This is a genomic window from Nocardia sp. NPDC003979, assembly GCF_053605015.1.
Map to the genome: position 1 here is coordinate 763,653 of NZ_JBSGIJ010000001.1, position 19,648 is coordinate 783,300.

Sequence of the window (19,648 nt, forward strand, 5' to 3'; positions counted from 1 at the left end):
CTTCGCCGTCAATGCGCGGTATCTATCGATCGATGCGGCACACTCGTGCGCATGCGTCGGCTGTTGTGCTGTCTGCTCGTCCTGCTCGGCTGCGGTGTGGTCGTCTCACCTGCGGCATCGGCGAATTCATCGATCCTCGAGGTCCGGCCGCTCGGCGGCAGGCAGTTCGAGGTCGTCGTCCATTCGGCGGCGATGAACCGGCCGATCACCCTGTGGATGTCGCATCCCGGTCCGGGCGCGCCCGCGCTGTACCTGCTCAATGCCGTCGACGGCGGGGAGAGCGGCGGGCCCTGGATGCGGCGCACCGATGTGGTCGACTTCTTCGCCGACAAGCCGGTGAATGTGATCGTCCCGATCGGCGGCCGGGCCAGCATGTACACCGACTGGCAACGTGACGATCCGGTTCTCGGCCGCAACAAGTGGACCACCTTCCTCACCAGCGAATTGCCCCCGCTGCTCGACGACCGGTTCGGCATGACCGGCGCCAACGGCGTCGCGGGACTGTCGATGTCGGCCACCTCGGCGCTGAACCTGGCCATCGCCGCCCCGGGCCGCTACCGCGCGGTCGGCGCCTTCAGTGGGTGCACGCAGACCGCGAATCCGCTGGCCCAGACCCTCGTCCGTTCCCAGCTCGCCACCTTCGGCGCCAACGCCGACAACATGTGGGGCGGACCCGGCGACCCGGCGTGGGTGGCCAACGATCCGGTGCTGCACGCGGATCGGTTGCGTGGCACCTCGGTGTACCTGTCCTCAGGCAACGGCGCCCCCGGCCCGCACGAGGCGCTCAACGATCCGAGCATCGCGGGCAATGTCGGTGTGCTGCTCGACCGGGTCCTGGTCGGCGGCACCATGGAAGCCGTCGTCGGCAGCTGCTCGGGACCGCTCGCCGGACGCCTCGGTCAGCTCGGTATCCCCGCCGACGTCCGCTTCCGGGCCGCGGGCACGCACGCCTGGCCGTACTGGCAGGACGACGTGCACGACTCCTGGCCGATGTTCGCCGCCGCCCTCGGCATCTGAACACGCACGACGACGGCCGCCACGCAGCACGTGGCGGCCGTCGTCGTGTGCGCCGGCTAGCTCGCCGAACCGGTGAGCAGTCCGCCCAGATCGGCGGAGCCGGTGCTGCCACCGTCGGGCGGGGTGGTCGGCTTCTCGGAGACCTGCACGGTGACGGTCTTGGAGCTGATGAGTTCCTGCACCGCCTTGATCTCGTGGGCGCCGGGCGTGGTCGGTGTCCAGCTGATGGTCGCCTTGCCGTCCCTGACCGCGACCGGCTCACCGATCTGCGTGCCGTTGTCGGTGAAGGTCACCTTGAACAGGAACGACGTGGCGGTGACGTCGGCCGTCACGGTGTAGGGGGTGCCCACGTAGTGGGTGGTGCCGCTCACCGCGATGCTCTGGACGAGCGCCGAGGCCTGCGGTGCCGTCAGCACGGCCGCCGCCGCGATCGCGGTGAACGCGGTGAGGCCGAAGCCGGTGCGTCGTGCCTGGTTGATCTGCATGGTGTCTCCTGTGTCGAGCTGTGGTGAGCGCGAGATTAGCCAGTCGGTTCGGCCGTGGTCCCGAAAACAGAAAAAGTGGTGTTTTAAATTTTGGCGAAAGCGGAGTGAATCTGTCGGTGCCCCGGCGCATACTCGGCCCATGGCATACGACGAGGAACTCGCCGAGCGGATCCGGGAGATCGTCTACCCTCGGGCCGATCTCGCCGAGAAGAAGATGTTCGGTGGGCTCGCGTTCCTGATCGGCGGCAACATGGCCGTCGCCGCCAGTGGACAGGGTGGGTTGCTGGTGCGCGTGGACCCGGCCGAGGGCGACGCGCTGCTCGACGGATCCGCGGTGTCGCCGATGGTGATGGGTGGCCGCGAGCTCAGCGGCTGGTTACGCGTCACCGCCGAGGCGGTCGATGACGATGCGTCGCTGCGGGACTGGGTGACTCGCGGCGTCGCCTTCGCCGAGGCCCTGCCCAGCAAATAATCGGCCACCGCCGATTTCACCCGCCTCGGGTGAGGTGTGAGCCGGGCGCGAACTGCGAGACTGACACCATGTCCGGGCCGCTGCGCTATCAATTCGTCCTCGAGGGCGAACTGTCCGATCGTGTGCTCGCGGCGTTTCCGGAGCTCATTCCCAGCGATCATGCCGCGGCCGGGACAACGACGCTGTTCGGCACGGTCGCCGACAGCACCGCTGTGCGGGGAATTCTGGCGCGCATCGACACCCTCGGCCTCACGCTGCTCGAGATGTCACGCCTGCCCGACTGAGGCGGCGGGGCGGGCCACGCAAAGAGCCTGCGTCGATCTGGTAACGAGCACGTCGAGATGTCGTCACCAGCAAACTCGTGGCGCCCGTGTGGCCTACCGTCGAACTCGCACACGATGTCGGGGGCAGGTGAGAACTCGAGTTCAGGAGGCTCGTGATGGCACGCTCCGCGATAGCTGTGGCCGGCCGTGGGACCGAGGACCGCGTTCCCGAACTGTCCTTCGCCCCCGTCCGCTGTGACGCGGCGACCGCGGCTTTCGACAGTGCGCGCACCGCGCCGGGGCACGTCGTGCTGGTGTGCGGACCGGCAGGCAGCGGCAAGACCGTGGCCATGGTCGACTGGGTGAACACCGCCCGGCCCGCGCCACGGCTGGCCTGGCTGACGGTGTGCACCAGCCCCGGCGCCGATCTGCTCGCCGCCGTGGCCCGGGCGCTCGACCCGACGGCCGCGGCCGTTCCCGACGGTGTCCTGCGCACGCCCGCCGACCGCGCCGCCGACCTCGTCGCCGCGCTCGCCGACACCGAGGAGACGGTCCTCGTCATCGACGATGTCCACCTGCTCACCGACCCACTGCAACTCGCGGGTCTGGAGTACCTGCTCACCCGGTTGCCGCCGAAGATCACCGCGCTGCTCGGTGGCCGTTTCGAACCGCCGCTGCGCTGGCACGTGCTCGACCTGGCGGGCAGGCTCACCCGCCTCGGCGCGACCGAACTGGCCATGCCACCGGATCGTGTCGCCGAGCTGCTCGCCCAGCACGACTGCCACCTCGACGACACCGACCTCGCCGCCCTGCACGAGCTCACCCGCGGCTGGGCCGCCCTGGTCCGGATCGCCGCCATCTCGCTCGGCACCGACGACCGGAGCACCGCCCTCACCGCGCTGGCCGCACCGACCCACGCGGTCGCCGACTTCCTCGTCGCCGAACTCATCGAGACGCTGCCCCCACGCACCGTCGAATTCCTGCTCACCACAGCCGTTCCCACCCGGTTCTGCCTGCCGATGGCCGAGGAACTGCTCGGCCCGGCCGCGTCGCGCATTCTCGACGAACTACTGCGTGCCAGCTTCCCGTTGCACATGGTCGCCACCGACGGACAGCTCTGGTACACCTACCACCCGATGCTGCGGGCCTACCTGCTGGCCGAGGCCGCGCACACCAGGGCCGAACGCCTGCCCGGGTTGCACCGGCACCTCGCCGAGTGGTTCACCGGCGCCGCACTGCCCGGATGCGCTCTGGACCATGTGCTCGCCGAACCGGGTGCGCCGGGGCTGGCGTCGTTCCTGTGGGAGTGGGGCGTACGGATGGTGCTCGACGGCAAGGGGCACCTGCTCTTGCACGCCCTCGATCAGGTACCCGGCCTGTCGGACGACACGTTCGTCGGGTTGTTGCGCGCCGCCGTCGCGGTGGAAGACGGTGAGATCGCCGCGGCGGAAGTATATTTGGAGGCGGCCCATGTGGGTTCGTGGCCGGGGTCGGCACTGGTTCCGGCCGAGTGGATCGCCGCGCTCGATCACGCGGTGAGCGCGGGGGTGGCCGTGCTGGCCGGTGATTCGGCCTCCATGCGGTGGCCGTTGCCGCCCGTCACCGGGCACACCGATCTCGACTGCTATGTGGCGCTGCACTGCGGCGCGGCCGAAGTGTTCGGCGGCCGGATCGTCAGCGGCACAGTGGCTTTGCGGCATGCGGTGGTCTACGCCGAGGAGGCGGGGCTCGGTCGCGTCGCGGTACGGGCACGTACGGCGGTCGCGGCGGCATCGGGCATCACTGGCCGGGTCGGTGAGCTGCGGGTGCTGGCCGCCCAGGCACTCGAGTGCGCTGATCGCTACGGGCTCACCGGATCGTCGGAGGCCGCGATGGCCCGCGTGACCGCCGCCTACGGCGCGCACCGGCAGGGTTGCGCCTACGGCAAGCCGCTGCCCGACCTGTCGGCCGACGACACGACCACCCCCGCCCTGCTGCGCCAGGCCCGCATCGTCATCGGCGTCCTCACCTTCGACGACACCATCGACCGTGCCGCCGCGGCCACCGCGCTGAGCCGGCGCCTGCACCACCTGCTCGACGACGCCCCGGCGCTGCTCGGTGCCGGAAACCTCGTCACCGAGGTGCTGTGGCTCCTGCTGCGGGTGCATGCCAAGGTCGAGGCGCGCGCCCTCGTCGACCACGCGACCCGGGTACTCGGCAAGACCGTCGACACCCAGCTGGCCGAAGCCGCCCTTGCCCTGCACACCCAGCGCCCGGCCGCCGTCCTGCCGCTGCTGACACCGCTGGTCGGCGAGGTCACCGACGGTCAGGCCGTGGCCGCGTGGCTGCTCATCGCGGTCGCCGCCGACCAGCTCGATCGTCCGCGCAAGGTCGAGGACGCTTTCGAGCAGGCCCTTGCCCACGCGAGTGGCGAACACCTGATCCGCCCGTTCCTCGACGTGCCGGGTGCCGCCGAACTGCTCGACCGGCTGGGTTCGCACTTCGGTCGCTACGACGCCTTCGTCGACCACGTGCGCGCCCACCGTGGCGCCATGGCCGACGCACCACGGCTCACCGACACCGAACTCGTTGTGCTGCGCCGTCTTCCGTCGGGGTTGACCGCCACCAGCATCGCCGCCGACCTGGGGGTCTCGGTGAACACGGTGAAGACGCACCTGCGCGGGATCTATCAGAAGCTCGGTGTGAACGCGCGCGGTGCGGCCATCGCGCAGGCGCGGTGCGTCGGCCTGCTCTGAGTTCACGGGGCGCGCAGCGCGGGGAACCAGACGTCGGTGAGGACTTCGGCGGCCTGTTCGGCGGTCACGTCGATGGTGCCCTGCATTGCCCAGCGGGTGAAGAACCGCTCGAGCTGGGCGACGAGCAGTTCGATCCGTAACCGGGCTTCCTCGCGCCGGTCCTCGGGCCAGCGGGCGAGATAGTCCGGCATGCTGTCGGCCAGCGTCATGATGCCCTCGCGGGCCAGCCTGCGGAATTCCGGCTCCACGGCGGTGGCTTCGTCCCAGGCGGGCAGCATGTCCTTGTTCACGAAGAACCAGTCGATCGCGCGGGCCATCCAGTCCGCGAACGCCGCGCGTGATCCGGTGGTGAGCACGCGGTCGAGGTCGGCGTAGACCATCCGGACGCTGGTGAGTGTGCCCTGGTTGGCGATGGCGCGCAGCACCTCGGGTTTACCGGTGAAGTGAAGGTAGAAGGTGGCCCGGCTGCAGCCCGCCGCGGCGGCGATGTCGTCGACCCGGACCGAGGAGTAGCCGTGGGTCTCGAACAGTGTGCGCGCGGTGTCGACGATGCGTGCCGTGGTCAGGCGCTTGTGTTCCTCGCGCAGCGAGCCTCGCTGGGCGGTGGGTTCCGGCGACATGAGGCCATCGTAGACGGCATGCTCATTCACTGGACGCTGTGTCCAGCGAACCGCTATCGTGTGGTGCGGGTCACGTCGGCGAGCGTGAGTCGATGAGGAGTCGTGCATGAATACACCGGAGCTGCCGAGGGTTTGCGTCATCGGCGCGGGCCCGTCGGGTATCACGGCGGCCAAACGCCTTGCCGAGTACGGCATTCCGTTCGTCTGTTACGAGGCGTCCGACGAGGTCGGCGGCAATTGGTATTACCGCAATCCCAACGGCATGTCGGCCTGCTATCAGAGCCTGCACATCGATACGTCCAAGTACCGCTTGCAGTTCGAGGACTTTCCCGCGCCCGCGGATTGGCCGGACTTTCCGCACCATTCGCAACTGCACCAGTACTTCAAGGACTACGTCGACCATTTCGGCCTGCGCGACCGGATCAGGTTCGACGCGCTGGTCACCGCGGCCGAGCGGACCGACGACGGCCGCTGGCTGGTGACGGCGGACGGTGACACCGAGGTCTTCGACGCGCTGATCGTCTGCAACGGCCACCACTGGGATCCCCGGATGCCGGATTACCCCGGTGATTTCGACGGTGTGCTCATGCACAGCCACGCCTACAACGACCCCTTCGATCCCATCGACATGCGTGGCAAGCGCATCGTGGTGGTCGGCATGGGCAATTCCGGGCTCGATATCGCCTCCGAACTGTCCCAGCGTTTCCTGGCCGAACGGCTGTTCGTGTCGGCTCGGCGCGGGGTGTGGGTGCTGCCGAAATACGTGCGCGGTCAGGTGGGTGACCGCCGGTCGATGCCCAAGTGGATGCCGCCGAAGGTCGCGCTGAAACTCAAGCAGCGCTTCGTGCGCAAGAATCGCGGTCTGATGCAGAACTACGGTCTGCCCGCACCGGATCACGAACCGTTCGAGGCGCACCCGTCGGCGAGTGAGGAATTCCTGCACCGCGCCGGCTGCGGGGATGTGGAATGCAAGCCCGCCATCACCCGGTTCGACGGTGACACCGTCCATTTCGCCGACGGCTCGAGCGAACAGGTCGACGTGGTGCTGTGCGCCACCGGCTATCACATCAGCTTCCCGTTCTTCACCGATCCGTCGCTGGTGCCGGACAGCGACAACCGGTTCCCGCTGTTCCAGATGATGATGCGGCCCTCGGTGGACAATCTGTTCTATCTCGGCCTGGCCCAACCGACTCCGACGCTGGTCAACTTCGCCGAACAGCAGACCAAGCTGGTCGCCGCCTACCTCACCGGCCACTATCACCTGCCCTCGCGGGCCGAGATGGACGCCGAGGTCGACGAGCGGCTCGATGCCCGCGCCGGGCGGTACTACGATTCGCCGCGCCACACCATCCAGGTCGAATTCGAGCCGTACGTCCGCGGCTTGACCAAGGAGCTCGAGCGCGGGGCCAAACGTGCCGCGGCCGCGGGCAATACATTGCCGGTACCCGCCCGCGCCCAGGCCGAGGCCAGCCGATGACGCGCGCAGCGGGCTTCTGCCGGGACGACTTCGCACAGGTGCGAGCGGTATTCGACGAGCAGCTCGCCACGGGCGCCGAGCTCGGCGCGTCGCTGTGCGTGACCCTCGACGGCGATCCGGTCCTCGACCTGTGGGGCGGTCACGCCGACCCCGATCGCACCGTGGCCTGGCAGGCCGACACCCTGGTGAACGTCTTCTCGGTGACCAAGACGATGACCGCCCTGTGCGCCCTGCTGCTCGTGGATCGCGGCGACCTCGACCTCGACGCACCCGTTGCCAGGTACTGGCCCGAATTCGCCGCCGAGGGCAAGGACCGCGTCGAGGTGCGGCACGTGCTGTCGCACACCTCGGGCGTCTCGGGCTGGGAACGGCCCATCGCGCTCGCCGACATCTACGACACCGAAGCCGCCGCCGCCCGGCTCGCCGCTCAGCCACCGTGGTGGGAGCCCGGCACGGCCTCGGGCTATCACGCCCTCAATTACGGGCATCTGGTCGGGGAATTGGTGCGGCGCATCACCGGTCGCACCCTCGGTGAGTTCTTCGCCGCCGAGCTGGCGGGACCACTCGGCGCGGATTTCCACATCGGCACCGGACCCGAGCACGCCGACCGGATCGCCACGCTCGTGGCACCGCCGCACCGCGAATTCGACATGTCCGCGCTCGACCCCGACAGCATTCTCGTCAAAACGCTCACGAGTCCGCTGCTCGACATCGCCGAAACAGCCACTCCCGCTTGGCGTTGCGCCGAGCTCGGGGCCGTCAACGGGCACGGCAACGCGCGGTCGGTCGCTCGCGTGCAGTCCCTGGTTTCGTGCGGTGGTGAGCTCGGTGGCAGGCGGTTCCTCTCGCCTGCCACGATCGAGTCGATCTTCCGCGAGCAGGCAGACGGCCTCGACCTGGCGCTGCTCGCCCCGCTGCGGTTCGGCATCGGGTACGGTCTGCCGCGCCCCGAGACCTACCCACACATTCCCGACGGCCGGGTCTGCTGGTGGGCGGGCTACGGCGGCGCCATGGTGGTCAACGACCTGGATCGCCGAATCACCTTCGCCTACACCATGAATCGGATGGCGCCGGGCGTGATCGGTTCGGATCGCTGCGACAACTATCTGAAGGCGGTCTTCGACGCGGTCGCCGGAACCGACCGTTCTCGAGGGAGGACCTCATGACCGAAGCCGTTGACCCCCAGGTGTTCGTCGCGCAGGTGGCGGCCGGACTCACCGCACCCGGCGCGCCCTTCGAGATGACGGTCGAGGAGGTGCTCGGTGCGCCGATGCCGGTGTTCGCGCGTCGGCGGCGCAGTCTGCGCGAGCTGCTCGAGCACTCGCTGACCTGGGGCGATCGCGACTATCTCGTCACCGAGGACCGCCGGATCGGCTTCGCCGAGCACGCGGCGGCGGTCGGTGCGCTGGCGACCGCGCTGGCCGAACGCCACGGCGTCGGCAAGGGCGACCGGGTCGCGATCCTGGCCGCCAACGGTCCCGACTGGGTGGTCACCTTCTGGGCGGCGCAATGTCTCGGCGCCATCCCGGTGGGCTACAACGCCTGGTGGGCGCCGCCGGAAATCGCCTACGCACTCGGCCACACCACCCCGAAGGTGGTGGTCGCCGACGCGAAAAGATCTGCGCGGCTGGCCGAAACGGGCAGTGAGCTGCCGGTGTTGACCTTCGAGGAAGACCTGCCCGCCCTCATCGGGGAGTACCGGGGTGCCGCGATGCCGGAAACCGCGGTGGCAGAGGACGACCCGGCCGTCATCCTGTACACCAGTGGGACGAGCGGGCGCGCCAAAGGCGTGGTGCATACCCAGCGAAACCTGTTGGCGATCACCGAATATCACCGTTTCACCGATGCCATGCAGGCGGCGTTCACCGGTCAGTCGGTCGGTGACGGGCCGAGCGAGCGTCGGTACCTGGTCACCGCGCCACTGTTCCACATCGCCAGCCTGCACAATCTGGTGATCCCGCGCCTGGCCACCGGTGCGGCGGCGGTGTTCCCGCACGGCGCCTTCGACGTGGACCGGGTGCTGACCCTGGTCCAGCGGGAACGGGTCACCAACTGGGCGGCGGTGCCGACCATGGCGACCCGTCTGCTCGACCACGACGTGTCGGGCTACGACCTGTCGACGCTGGCGGCACTGTCGCTGAATTCCGCGCCCTCGGCGCCCGCCCTGCTCGAGCGGCTGCGCGAACACCTCGCCGGAGTTCCGCTGTCGCTGACCACCAGTTACGGGCTCACCGAGAGCGGCACCGCCGCGACCGTGGCGACACCGCTGGATCTGCTGGCCGACGCGGGGTCGGTCGGCAGGCCGATCATCGGGGTGTCGGTGGAGATCCGTGACCCCGACGGCGCGGTGCTGCCCGACGGGACCGAAGGCGAGATCTTCATCCGCAGCCAGTACGTGATGCTCGGCTACTGGAATAACGAGTCCGCGACGGCAGAGGTTCTCGACGACGGAAGGTGGTTGCGCTCAGGTGATTTCGGGACGATGACCGACGGCAGGCTCACCGTGTCGGGCAGGCGGACCGACCTGATCCTGCGCGGTGGGGAGAACGTCTACCCGACCGAGATCGAGAATGTCCTCGTCGAACATCCGGCGGTCACCGACTGCGCTGTCTTCGGCGTCGCGCACCCCGACCTGGGCCAAGAGGTCGCCGCGGTGGTCGTCGCAGAGCCCGGCGCCGTCGACGAGAACGAACTGCGCGACTACCTCGCCGCCCGTCTGGCCTACTTCAAAGTTCCCGCGCGCTGGCGCATCACGTCCGACCCGCTGCCGCGCAACGCGACCGGCAAGGTCACCCGACGCGATCTCGCGGTGTAGAAGAACGGAGGCCGCTACGTCTTCGGTACGGGCGAGCTCGATCCGCTCGTCGGCACCGAACGGGTAGCGCCTTCCATGCCGGGGAATAGGCGCACCCCCCTGCCGATTCGCATCCGTGACCGCCCGGCGCGCTACGGCACTGTGTCGATCTGCGACGCTGATCGGAATCAGGCGGTCGAGTAGACGCGCACCTGCAGCAGCGAGAGGGCCGATATGTCTGACGCGAGACGGATCAGCTGGGGCAAACCCCGCAAGCCGACCGATGGCGACCGCGACGCTCTGCGCGACGACCTGGCGGCCAAGGCCCGCGCGGTCCGCGCCGACGGCTGGTCGCCCCACCGCACGGAGTGGACCGCGGGCCAGGTCTCGGCCGTCGCCTACCTCCTCGGCGACGCCGACGTCCTCGCCGAACTCGAGGAGTCCGAAGGCACAGTCCTGAGTCGCTACGCCGCCGAACTCTTCGGCTTCCACGGCGGCCGCAAGGACATCGAAGCAGGCCTCACCGCCACCCAATCCTGGTTCGACACTGTCCGCAAAACCCTCGGTTCCTGACGGTGGAGGCACACGCGCCGGACAGGGTCGCCTCGGCCGCGGCGGTCATACCAGTGCGGCGCTTGCGAGGGGCCGGACGGTAGAGGGCTGTCCGCACGGGTTGGGGTGGTGCAGCGCTCAGTTGCCGGCGGGGCGCTTCGCGGGTCGGGTTGCCAGGGCGGAAGGGACGGTGACCGTAGGGGGCCGCCCGCACGGGTTGGGGTGGCGCAGCGCTCAGTTGCCGGTGAGGCGTTTGCACAGGGTTGGGGCGCCCGGCCCGGAGAGGTCGTCGCAGTAGGCGGGTCGGCCCGCCATCGCCATGGTCAAGGCGAGAGTTGTTCCGGTGACGAGTGGTCCGTCGCCGTGAGTGAACGGCCCATCGGTTGCCTCCAACCGCAGACCCTCGGTGAGGGTACGGCTGGGGACGGTGAAGTCGCGGTCGGCGAAGAACTCGGCGACAGCGGTGGTCGCCTCGATCGACGGCGTGGTGGTGAGCCCGAGGGGGCGGCGGATGTCCTGGCCGTGGACCACGACTTCACCGAGCCAGGCGGCGGTGTCGCCGGACGGCGCGGTGGTGGAGTCGACGATCGCCCGGAAGCGTTCGAGAGTCTCGGCCGGGGTCGTGCCCAGGTGGTCGGCTTTGCGGCGCTCGTTGTGCTTGTCGAAGTCGAAGCGTGCGGCGAGCACGCTGCCCAGCCAGCGCAGCCGACCGGTGCTCGCGCCCGCGGTGAGGTGCGCGACCACGTCTTCGACGGTCCAGTCGCCGCACAGCGAGGGCAGGTGCCACTGGTCGTCGTCGAGGTGGGCCAGGTCGTCCGCCAGGACGGCACGTTCGGCATGCGTCATCGTCCACAGTGCGACACGGGTATCGGGCACGAGAAACCTCCGGGGCACCATGGATCGCCGGGAGCCGTGGTGCCGCGCCGGCGTCCCACAGTAGTGACGACGCGAACGCCGCGAAGTGATCGGTGCGCGTTCAGGTTCGCAGCACGCAGCGCGTTGTCGAGTAGATGGTCGGCACACACTCGTTGCAATGCGTGCACAGCGACGGTGTCGCCCGGTCGGACTGCCAGCGGCGGACCAGGTCGGGTTCGCGCAGCAGCGCACGGCCCATGGCGACGAATTCGAAACCCTCGGCGCGGGCCTGTTCGGCGCCGGCCAGGTCGGTGATGCCGCCGAGCAGGATCAGCGGCAGCGACAACTCCGCGCGGAAGCGGCGCGCCTTGTCGAGCAGATAGCCCGGCCGGTAAGGATATTCGCGCAGGAACTTGCCGCCGACGAGCTGGAAACCCCAGCGCACGGGAATCGGCAAGGCGCGCGCGAAGTTCCGGCGTGGTGCATCGCCACGGAAGATGGCCATCGGATTGAGCAGCGAACTACCCGCGGTGAGTTCGATGGCATCGACCGCGCCGTCGTCCTGCAACCAGCGCGCCACCCGCAGCGACTCCTCGATCGAAAAGCCGCCGCGCACACCGTCTTCCATCGTGAGCTTGGCGGTGACGGCCATGCTGTCGCCCACCGCGTCGCGCACCGCACGCACCAGTTCCCGCGCCACCCGCGCCCGGTTCACCAGCGACCCGCCGTAATCGTCGCGACGCCGATTCAGCAGCGGACTCAGAAACGCACTGGCCAGGTAGTTGTGACCCAGATGTACCTCAACGGCATCGAAACCGGACTCCCGAGCCAACCGCGCCGCCCGCGCATGTGCCTCGACGACTTCGGCGATACCGAGTGCGTCGGGCACCTTGGTGAACCGCATCCCGAGCGGATTGAACATCCGGCTCGGCGCCAGCGCGGGCGCCCGATTCGACCGCGCGTTCGCCACCGGCCCCGCGTGCCCGAGCTGCGCACTCACCGCCGCGCCCTCGCCGTGCACGGCATCGGTGAGCCGCCGCAACCCCGGCACCGCCTCCGGCCGCATCCAGATCTGATGCCGATCCGTCCGCCCACCCGGCGCGACCGCGCAGTAGGCGACCGTCGTCATCCCGACCCCACCGGCCGCGACCTCCCGATGGAACTCGATCAGCTCGTCGGTGACCAGCGCATCGGGGGTACGCCCTTCGAACGTGGCGGCCTTGAGCACGCGGTTTCGCAGGGTGAGGGGACCGAGCCGGGCGGGCGCGAGGACATCGCTCATTCCTGAAGTGAAACACGTTTCAATTACGAACCGCAACGGTATCGCCCGCTCACCGGGCGAAAAGGTGACCTACCAGCGATCGGGAGTCACCGGCGCGTCCCAGGCCTTGGCGAAACGGGTCTTGTCCTTGGTGTCCACTTCCTTGCGCCGGTACACGATGTACGGGCGGGTGAGGTAGCCGATGGGCGCGCTGAACATGTGCACCAGCCGGGTGTACGGCCAGGCCGCGACCAGGGCGAGCACCACCAGTCCGTGCAGCTGGAAGGTCCACGGCACGCCGACCATCAGCCCCGGCTCCGGGTCGATGGTGAACAGACTGCGGAACCACGGCGACACGGTGTCGCGGTAGTTGTAGGTGCCCCACAGCAGGTTCGAGCCCCAGGTGTTGAGCAGCCCGGTGACCAGCGCCAACGTGAGCAGCGTGTACATCATGATGTCGTTGCGGCTGGTCGCCTTGCGCACGGCGGGCACGACGATGCGGCGGTAACACAGGATGGCGACGCCGGCCACCACCATCAGGCCCGCGACGGAACCCGCGCCGACCGCCACCAGGTGGTAGGTGTGCTCGGAGATCCCGAGCGCCGCCGTCCACGACTGCGGAATCAGCAGGCCCATCACATGCCCGCCGAACACCCCGAGCATGCCGAAGTGGAACAGCGGACTGCCCAGCTGCAGCAGTTTGGACTCGTAGATCTGCGAGGACCGCGTGGTCCACCCGAACTGGTCGAACCGGTAGCGCCAGACATGGCCGAGCACAAAGGAAGTCGCGGCGATGTAGGGCAGGATCAGCCACAGGCCTTCGGGGAGCGGAATGGTGGCGTTCATCGGCGTCCTTCTGCGGCGTCGAAGAGGGCGGGGTCCATGGCGAAGGGTTCCAGGCCGACCTCTTCCTCGGGCGGGCCCTGGGCGGCGAGTTCGGCGATGCGGCGGCGGTCGGCGGTGGTCACCGGTGGCAGGGTCGCCAGGACGGCCGCGAGGACACCCGAGTACGGGGAGTTGTTGTCTCCCAGTGACAACCGGAGCAGCTCCAGTACCGGCACGTGTTCGCCGAGCAGGCGTTCGCCGCCGATCGGGTCGACGGTGGCGGCGAACTCGAGCAGCACCGGCAGGTGGTCGGGCAGTTCCTCGTCGCCGAGTTCGGCACCGGCCTGGCGGTAGGCGTGCTTGAAACGCAGTAGTGCCATGCCGCGTTTGCGGGTGTCGCCGTAAGCGTAGAACGTCAGGTGCAGGCTGGCGCGGCGGCGCATGTCGAAGGTCTCGACATAGCTCTGGGCGACCTCGATGTCCGGGGTGTCGCGCAGGTAGGCGAGTACCGGATCGAAATGCCCGCGCACTTCGTCGGGCAATTGTGCTGCGGCGGAGGACAGTTGGTCGAGCAGGGCGAGGGTGTGTTCGCCGGGATAGTCCAGCAGCAGCGCGGCCAGGCGCCAGACCATGCGACGCTCGTGCTCGGCCAGAGCGAGGACAGGCTCGGGACGCCGGCGGATCGAGAGCAAACTCATTGCGGCACCCCGCTGACGGCCGGGTCGGTGGTGGCGGCGCCATTGCCTCCACCACCGGATCCGGCGCCGTTGCCGGTGTGACCGTTGCCGTTGCCGTTGCCGTTGCCGTTGTCGGGCAGCAAACCCGCGGTGGAGCGACCGTCCCAGTTGAGCAGGTTGATCCGCCCCGACTTCTCCTCCGGCGCGGCCTGATTCGTGTCGGCGAGGGAGAACTTCTCCACCACCTGGTCGAACGCCGTCATGCCCGGCCCGCCGTCGGTGTCGAGACTGCACCCGGTGGCCAGCGAATCCAGTTCGTGCGCACGGGAAGTCGCGCCGCTGGGAATCACGTAGCGGTGCTCGTACTTGGCGATCGCAAGCAATCGGTACATCGCCTCGATCTCCTCGGGCTCGAGCCCGATCGAGGGCGCGATACCCGAATCGGGTTCCTCACCGAGGTTCACCGACCGCATGAATGCCCGCATCCCGGCCAGCCTTTGCAGCGAGGCGCGCACCGGACCGATCTCACCGGCGGTGAACAGCTCCGCCAGGTAGCCGATCGGAATGCGCAGGGCGTCGATGGCGCCGAACAGGTTGCGCGCGTCCTCGCCGTCGTGGCCGGTCTCGGTGAGCACATCCACCACCGGCGAGAGCGGCGGCACGTACCAGACCATCGGCATGGTGCGGTATTCCGGATGCAGCGGCAGCGCGAGCTGGTAGTCGACGATCAGCTTGTACACCGGCGAATCCTGGGCGGCGGCAATCCATTCCGGTGAGATACCGGCCTTCTCCGCCTCGGCGATCACGCGCGGGTCGTGCGGATTGAGGAATACACCGAGCTGGGAGGTGTACAGATCCTGCGGGTCGGTGACCTGCGCCGCCTCGAGCACCGCGTCGGCGTCGTAGAGCATCACACCGATGTAGCGCAGCCGGCCCACACAGGTTTCCGAGCACACGGTCGGGATGCCGACCTCCACGCGCGGGTAGCAGAAGGTGCACTTCTCCGCCTTGCCCGTCTTGTGGTTGAAGTAGATCTTCTTGTACGGGCAGCCGGTGATGCACTGGCGCCAGCCACGGCATTTGTCCTGGTCGACGAGCACGATGCCGTCTTCCTCGCGCTTGTAGATCGCGCCCGACGGGCACGACGCGGCACACGAAGGATTGAGGCAGTGCTCGCAGATGCGCGGCAGGTAGAACATGAAGGTCTCTTCGAACTCCAGTTTCACCTTGTCCTCGAGCTTGCCGAGCAGGGGGTCCTTGCCGACCTGCTCGGGGCCCGAACCCAGGTCGTCGTCCCAGTTGGCACCCCAGGTGACCTTGGTGTCCTCACCGGTGATCAGCGACTTCGGCCGCGCGACCGGAGTGGTGTCCGTGGGCGGCGACGACAGCAGGTTGTCGTAGTCGTAGCTCCACGGCTCGTAGTAGTCGTCGACCGTCGGCAGATCGGGGTTGGCGAAGATGTTCATCAGCCGCTTGAACCGCGACCCCGACTTCAGGGTGAGCTTGCCGCGTTTGTTGAGCGTCCAGCCACCCTTCCACTTCTCCTGGTCCTCGTACTGGCGCGGATAGCCCTGTCCCGGACGGGTTTCCACATTGTTGAACCAGACGTATTCGGTGCCACCGCGATTGGTCCATGCCTGCTTGCAGGTGACCGAGCAGGTGTGGCAGCCGATGCACTTGTCCAGGTTCATGACCATCGCAAGTTGAGCCATTACGCGCATGCTTAGTACTCCACGTTCTGGTTGCGGCGGCGGATGGTGGTGACTTCGTCGCGCTGGTTTCCGGTGGGGCCGTGGTAGTTCAGCGCGAACGACTGCTGGGCGTAGCCGCCGATCAGGTGCGAGGGCTTGATCAGCACCCGGGTGAGGGCGTTGTGGATACCGCCGCGCTTGCCCTTGGCCTGCGGTGTCGTGTCCTCGGCGCCTTCGATGCGCGGCACGTCGACCGCGCGGTCCTGGGCGTGGTACATGAACACCGTGCCCTCGGGCATGCGGTGCGAGACGATCGCGCGGGCCACGACCACACCGTTGCGGTTGATCGCCTCGATCCAATCGTTGTCGGCGACACCGATCTTCTTGGCATCCACATCCGACATCCAGATCGTCTGACCGCCACGCGAGAGCGTGAGCATGTGCAGGTTGTCCTGGTAGGCCGAGTGGATGGACCACTTGGAGTGCGGGGTCAGGTAGCGCACGGTGAGCCCGTTGCCGCTCACATTGCCGATGCTCGGCTCCGCGAACAGCGCCGACATGTCCAGCGGCGGACGGAAGATCGGCAGTTGCTCACCGAGTTCGATCATCCAGTCGTGGTCGAGGTAGAAGTGCTGACGCCCGGTGAGGGTGTGCCACGGCTTGTTCCGCTCGACATTGATGGTGAACGGCGAGTACCGGCGGCCACCGCTCTCGCTGCCCGACCACTCCGGCGACGTGATGACCGGAACGGGCCGGGCCTGGGTGTCGGCGAAGGTGATCTGCTTGCCCTCGGCCTCGGCGGCGAGGTCGGCAAGTTTCGTACCGGTGCGGCGTTCGAGCTGGTGGAAACCCTCGACGGCGAGACGCCCGTTGGTGGTGCCCGACAGCGCGAGAATGGTCTCGGCGGCGAAGGTGTCCTTGGCCAGCGACGGCCGCCCGGCCGCGATCCCCGACACCACGGTGCCGTTCTTGCCCGCGAGGTAGGCCACCTCTTTGTCCGGGTAGGTCGTGATGCCCTTGGTGGTCACCCCGAGCGTGTCGACCAGCGGGCCGAGCGCCGCGAGCTTCTCGGCGATCTTGGTGTAGTCGCGTTCGATCTCGACGATCTTGGGCATGGTCTTGCCCGGAATCGGTTCGCACTCACCGGCTTTCCAGTCCAGCACCTTGCCGCCCGCCTGCGCCAGCGCATCCGGCGAGTCGTGCTGCAACGGCACCGCGACGATGTCTTTCCTAGTGCCCAGGTGCTTTTCGGCCAGCCACGAGAACCCGCGCGCGATGCGGTGGAACGCCTCGAAGTCGGTCTTGGCCTCCCACGGCGGGGAGATGGCGGGGGAGAAGGCGTGCACGAAGGGGTGCATGTCGGTGGAGGACAGGTCGTGCTTCTCGTACCAGGTGGCGGCGGGCAGCACGATGTCGGCGAACAGGGTGGTGCTGGTCATGCGGAAGTCAAGGGCCAGCAGCAAGTCCAGCTTGCCCTCGGCGCCTTCCTCCCGCCATTCCAGCTCCTGCGGGCGCACGCCGGTGGCGTCGGTGGTCTGCAGGTTGGAGCCGCAGCCGAGCAGGTGCTTCTGGAAGTACTCGTTGCCCTTGCCCGAAGAGCCGAGCAGGTTGGCCCGCCACACGGTGAGCACGCGCGGGAAGTTCTCGGGAGCGTCGGGGTCTTCGCAGGCGAAACGCAGGTCACCGGACTTGAGGCCGTCGACGACGTGCTCACCGGGGGTCTTACCCGCGGCGGCTGCTTCGTCGGCCATGTCCAGTGGGTTGCGGTTGAACGTCGGGTAGCTCGGCATCCAGCCGAGACGACTCGCCAGCGCGATGTTGTCGGCGGCGGTGCGGCCGGCGAACTTGCCCTTGCCGAGCGGAGACGCGAACGAGTCCGAGGTGAACGGGTCGTAGCGCCACTGGTCGTTGGTCAGATACCAGAACACGGTGCCCTGCATCTGACGCGGCGGGCGCTGCCAGTCGCTTGCCGAAGCCAGTGTGGCCCAGCCGGTTACGGGGCGGCACTTCTCCTGGCCGACGTAGTGGGCCCAGCCGCCGCCGTTCTTGCCCTGGCAGCCGGTGAGCAGCGTGAGGGTGAAGAACGCGCGGTAGATCTGATCGGAGTGGAACCAGTGGTTGGTGCCCGCGCCCATCAGGATCATCGAGCGGCCACCGGAACGTTCGGCGTTGTCGGCGAATTCGCGGCCGATGCGCGCGGCCTGCACGGCGGGCACGCCGGTGATGGTTTCCTGCCAGGCCGGGGTGTAAGGCGACTCGGCGTCGTCGTAACCCTTGGCCCATTCGCCGGGCAGGCCGTCACGACCGAGACCGTACTGCGCGAGCAGCAGGTCGAAGACGGTGGTGACCCGTTTGCCCGCAACGGTTTTCGTCGGCACGCCGCGGATGATGGGTGCGGCGGTGTCGGTGTCGAAGCGGGGCAGCGCGATGGTGGTCGGCGCCTCGTCGGAATGGCCGAGCAGGGTGAGCAGCGGGTCGACCCCTTCGAGGTCGAGATTCCACTTGCCCGCGTCGGCCTCGTTGAAGCGGTGGCCCAGAGAACCGTTGGGCACCACCGGGTTTCCGGCCTGATCGAGCAGTACCGGCTTGTGTGCGGCGTTCTCGTCGGTGTGGCCCAGATCGGCCGCCGTCAGGAACTTGCCGGGTAGAGCGCCGCCCTGATCCGCCGCCTCGTCGAGACAGATCAGGTACGGCAAATCGGTGTAGGACTTGATGTAGTCCAGGAACATCGGGGTCTGCTTCTCGAGGAAGAACTCCTTGAGAACCACGTGCCCCATCGCCATCGCCAGCGCCGCGTCGGTACCGGGGCGTGCGGCCACCCACTCGTCGGCGAACTTGGTGTTGTCGGCGTAGTCGGGGGAGACCACCACGACCTTCTGGCCGCGATACCGCGCCTCGGTCATGTAGTGCGCGTCGGGCGTGCGGGTCACCGGGACGTTGGAACCCCACATGATGAGGTAACCCGCGTCGAACCAGTCGGCCGACTCCGGCACGTCGGTCTGGTCACCGAACACCTGCGGCGAGGCCACCGGCAGGTCGGCGTACCAGTCGTAGAACGAGAGCATGTAGCCGCCGAGCAGCGACACGAAACGCGCGCCCGTCGCGTGGCTGACCATCGACATCGCCGGAATCGGCGAGAAACCGGCGACGCGGTCGGGACCGTACTGCTTGATCGTGTAAACGTGTGCGGCGGCGGCGATCTCGGCCGCTTCCCACCACTCGGCGCGGACGAACCCGCCCTTGCCTCGAGCGTTCTTGTACGCCTTGGCCTTGACCGGATCCTCGACGATCGACTCCCAGGCCAGCACCGGGTCCTTCAGCTCGGCCTTGGCCTTTCGGTACAGGTCGAGCAGGGTGCCGCGCACATACGGGTAGCGCACGCGGGCGGGGGAGTAGGTGTACCAGGAGAACGAGGCGCCACGGGGGCAGCCGCGGGGTTCGTACTCGGGCTTGTCCGAACCCACCGAGGGGTAGTCGGTCTGCTGGGACTCCCAGGTGATCACGCCGTCCTTGACGTAGATCTTCCACGAGCACGAACCGGTGCAATTCACGCCGTGGGTGGAGCGCACCACCTTGTCGTGCGACCACCGGTCGCGGTAGAACGCGTCGGCATCGCGCCCACCGACCTTGAACACCGACCGCTGATCCGCGGAAACCTCACCGCGCTGAAAGTATTTTCCGAGCGTCAGCAGACTGTCACCGAAATCGGTGGGCGACGGACCATGAGTGCGCGAATTAACCACGACGCCCCCTTCGAGCTTGTGAAATCGGGCTGTTGAGGCCAACTGTAAGGAGGCGGTCCCGCCGGGCAAAACGAACTTCTCACACCCCGGATCGGGCCTTTGTGCGTTGTGAGGTGGGCGAAATGTGCTGGTCACCCCCGTAATCCGACGCTCACCCACTACACCCGCCACGACCAGGGGA

At 68.2% G+C, this 19,648-nt stretch carries 16 protein-coding genes; 8 read left to right on the forward strand and 8 right to left on the reverse strand.

The features are described 5' to 3' along the window. Positions 1 to 51 precede the first annotated feature (51 nt). A complete protein-coding gene (locus tag ACWEVR_RS03405) occupies positions 52 to 1,017 on the forward strand; it encodes an alpha/beta hydrolase (protein WP_452465643.1) in 966 nt (321 codons plus the stop codon). A gap of 56 nt (positions 1,018 to 1,073) precedes the next feature. Here the strand turns inward: ACWEVR_RS03405 and ACWEVR_RS03410 are convergent, their stop codons facing one another. Beyond that, positions 1,074 to 1,502, reverse strand: coding sequence for an Ig-like domain-containing protein (locus ACWEVR_RS03410; RefSeq protein WP_452465644.1), 429 nt, complete (start codon positions 1,500 to 1,502; stop codon positions 1,074 to 1,076). A gap of 139 nt (positions 1,503 to 1,641) precedes the next feature. Here ACWEVR_RS03410 and ACWEVR_RS03415 point away from each other — a divergent pair, with 139 nt between their 5' ends. From ACWEVR_RS03415 to ACWEVR_RS03425, 3 genes are all read left to right on the forward strand, one after another. Continuing rightward, positions 1,642 to 1,974: a TfoX/Sxy family protein gene (locus tag ACWEVR_RS03415; RefSeq protein WP_181699580.1), complete on the forward strand. Its 333-nt coding sequence runs from the start codon at positions 1,642 to 1,644 to the stop codon at positions 1,972 to 1,974. Between the two features lie 68 nt (positions 1,975 to 2,042). Next, on the forward strand, positions 2,043 to 2,258 hold the full coding sequence (locus ACWEVR_RS03420) for a hypothetical protein (RefSeq protein WP_067491732.1): 216 nt from the start codon (positions 2,043 to 2,045) through the stop codon (positions 2,256 to 2,258). 155 nt (positions 2,259 to 2,413) lie between these two features. Continuing rightward, entirely contained in the window at positions 2,414 to 4,972 is a 2,559-nt protein-coding gene (locus tag ACWEVR_RS03425) for a LuxR C-terminal-related transcriptional regulator (protein WP_452465645.1), read from the forward strand. 2 nt (positions 4,973 to 4,974) lie between these two features. On the opposite strand, the gene ACWEVR_RS03430 is transcribed toward ACWEVR_RS03425, so the two are convergent. Further along, positions 4,975 to 5,592, reverse strand: a complete 618-nt coding sequence (locus ACWEVR_RS03430) for a TetR/AcrR family transcriptional regulator (RefSeq protein WP_452465646.1) — start codon at positions 5,590 to 5,592, stop codon at positions 4,975 to 4,977. 106 nt (positions 5,593 to 5,698) lie between these two features. On the opposite strand from ACWEVR_RS03430, the gene ACWEVR_RS03435 reads away from it, so the two are divergent. From ACWEVR_RS03435 to ACWEVR_RS03450, 4 genes are all read left to right on the forward strand, one after another. Continuing rightward, the gene (locus tag ACWEVR_RS03435) at positions 5,699 to 7,069 is read left to right on the forward strand and encodes a flavin-containing monooxygenase (RefSeq protein WP_452465647.1); all 1,371 of its coding nucleotides are present in this window, start codon (positions 5,699 to 5,701) and stop codon (positions 7,067 to 7,069) included. Next, positions 7,066 to 8,235, forward strand: coding sequence for a serine hydrolase domain-containing protein (locus tag ACWEVR_RS03440; RefSeq protein ID WP_452465648.1), 1,170 nt, complete (start codon positions 7,066 to 7,068; stop codon positions 8,233 to 8,235). The genes ACWEVR_RS03435 and ACWEVR_RS03440 overlap by 4 nt, the downstream gene beginning before the upstream one ends. After that, entirely contained in the window at positions 8,232 to 9,884 is a 1,653-nt protein-coding gene (locus ACWEVR_RS03445; RefSeq protein WP_452465649.1) for a class I adenylate-forming enzyme family protein, read from the forward strand. Before ACWEVR_RS03440 ends, ACWEVR_RS03445 begins: the two co-directional genes overlap by 4 nt. Before the next feature lie 213 nt (positions 9,885 to 10,097). Beyond that, positions 10,098 to 10,436, forward strand: coding sequence for a hypothetical protein (locus tag ACWEVR_RS03450; RefSeq protein WP_452465650.1), 339 nt, complete (start codon positions 10,098 to 10,100; stop codon positions 10,434 to 10,436). A gap of 213 nt (positions 10,437 to 10,649) precedes the next feature. Here the strand turns inward: ACWEVR_RS03450 and ACWEVR_RS03455 are convergent, their stop codons facing one another. The 6 genes from ACWEVR_RS03455 to ACWEVR_RS03480 form a co-directional block, all read right to left on the reverse strand. Further along, a complete protein-coding gene (locus ACWEVR_RS03455; RefSeq protein WP_452465651.1) occupies positions 10,650 to 11,291 on the reverse strand; it encodes a maleylpyruvate isomerase family mycothiol-dependent enzyme in 642 nt (213 codons plus the stop codon). Between the two features lie 100 nt (positions 11,292 to 11,391). Next, positions 11,392 to 12,552, reverse strand: coding sequence for an NADH:flavin oxidoreductase (locus tag ACWEVR_RS03460; RefSeq protein ID WP_452465652.1), 1,161 nt, complete (start codon positions 12,550 to 12,552; stop codon positions 11,392 to 11,394). Between the two features lie 69 nt (positions 12,553 to 12,621). After that, positions 12,622 to 13,377 (reverse strand): respiratory nitrate reductase subunit gamma, encoded by a 756-nt coding sequence (gene narI, locus ACWEVR_RS03465; protein WP_067491549.1) that lies wholly within the window; start codon positions 13,375 to 13,377, stop codon positions 12,622 to 12,624. Continuing rightward, a complete protein-coding gene (narJ, locus tag ACWEVR_RS03470) occupies positions 13,374 to 14,054 on the reverse strand; it encodes a nitrate reductase molybdenum cofactor assembly chaperone (protein WP_452465653.1) in 681 nt (226 codons plus the stop codon). Before narJ ends, narI begins: the two co-directional genes overlap by 4 nt. After that, positions 14,051 to 15,745 carry a nitrate reductase subunit beta gene (narH, locus tag ACWEVR_RS03475; RefSeq protein ID WP_452465654.1) on the reverse strand — a complete coding sequence of 565 codons (1,695 nt, stop codon included), beginning with the start codon at positions 15,743 to 15,745 and terminating at the stop codon, positions 14,051 to 14,053. Before narH ends, narJ begins: the two co-directional genes overlap by 4 nt. A gap of 11 nt (positions 15,746 to 15,756) precedes the next feature. Then, complete coding sequence (locus ACWEVR_RS03480; RefSeq protein ID WP_452465655.1) at positions 15,757 to 19,467, reverse strand: nitrate reductase subunit alpha; 3,711 nt, start codon at positions 19,465 to 19,467, stop codon at positions 15,757 to 15,759. Positions 19,468 to 19,648 lie beyond the last annotated feature (181 nt).

What these genes read in the sequence shown, in the direction of transcription:
- ACWEVR_RS03405 (WP_452465643.1), top strand. Translation starts at nt 52, where the DNA reads ATGCGTCGGCTGTTGTGCTGTCTGCTCGTCCTGCTCGGCTGCGGTGTG.
- ACWEVR_RS03410 (WP_452465644.1), bottom strand. Translation starts at nt 1,502, where the DNA reads ATGCAGATCAACCAGGCACGACGCACCGGCTTCGGCCTCACCGCGTTC.
- ACWEVR_RS03415 (WP_181699580.1), top strand. Translation starts at nt 1,642, where the DNA reads ATGGCATACGACGAGGAACTCGCCGAGCGGATCCGGGAGATCGTCTAC.
- ACWEVR_RS03420 (WP_067491732.1), top strand. Translation starts at nt 2,043, where the DNA reads ATGTCCGGGCCGCTGCGCTATCAATTCGTCCTCGAGGGCGAACTGTCC.
- ACWEVR_RS03425 (WP_452465645.1), top strand. Translation starts at nt 2,414, where the DNA reads ATGGCACGCTCCGCGATAGCTGTGGCCGGCCGTGGGACCGAGGACCGC.
- ACWEVR_RS03430 (WP_452465646.1), bottom strand. Translation starts at nt 5,592, where the DNA reads ATGTCGCCGGAACCCACCGCCCAGCGAGGCTCGCTGCGCGAGGAACAC.
- ACWEVR_RS03435 (WP_452465647.1), top strand. Translation starts at nt 5,699, where the DNA reads ATGAATACACCGGAGCTGCCGAGGGTTTGCGTCATCGGCGCGGGCCCG.
- ACWEVR_RS03440 (WP_452465648.1), top strand. Translation starts at nt 7,066, where the DNA reads ATGACGCGCGCAGCGGGCTTCTGCCGGGACGACTTCGCACAGGTGCGA.
- ACWEVR_RS03445 (WP_452465649.1), top strand. Translation starts at nt 8,232, where the DNA reads ATGACCGAAGCCGTTGACCCCCAGGTGTTCGTCGCGCAGGTGGCGGCC.
- ACWEVR_RS03450 (WP_452465650.1), top strand. Translation starts at nt 10,098, where the DNA reads ATGTCTGACGCGAGACGGATCAGCTGGGGCAAACCCCGCAAGCCGACC.
- ACWEVR_RS03460 (WP_452465652.1), bottom strand. Translation starts at nt 12,552, where the DNA reads ATGAGCGATGTCCTCGCGCCCGCCCGGCTCGGTCCCCTCACCCTGCGA.
- narI (WP_067491549.1), bottom strand. Translation starts at nt 13,377, where the DNA reads ATGAACGCCACCATTCCGCTCCCCGAAGGCCTGTGGCTGATCCTGCCC.
- narJ (WP_452465653.1), bottom strand. Translation starts at nt 14,054, where the DNA reads ATGAGTTTGCTCTCGATCCGCCGGCGTCCCGAGCCTGTCCTCGCTCTG.
- narH (WP_452465654.1), bottom strand. Translation starts at nt 15,745, where the DNA reads ATGGCTCAACTTGCGATGGTCATGAACCTGGACAAGTGCATCGGCTGC.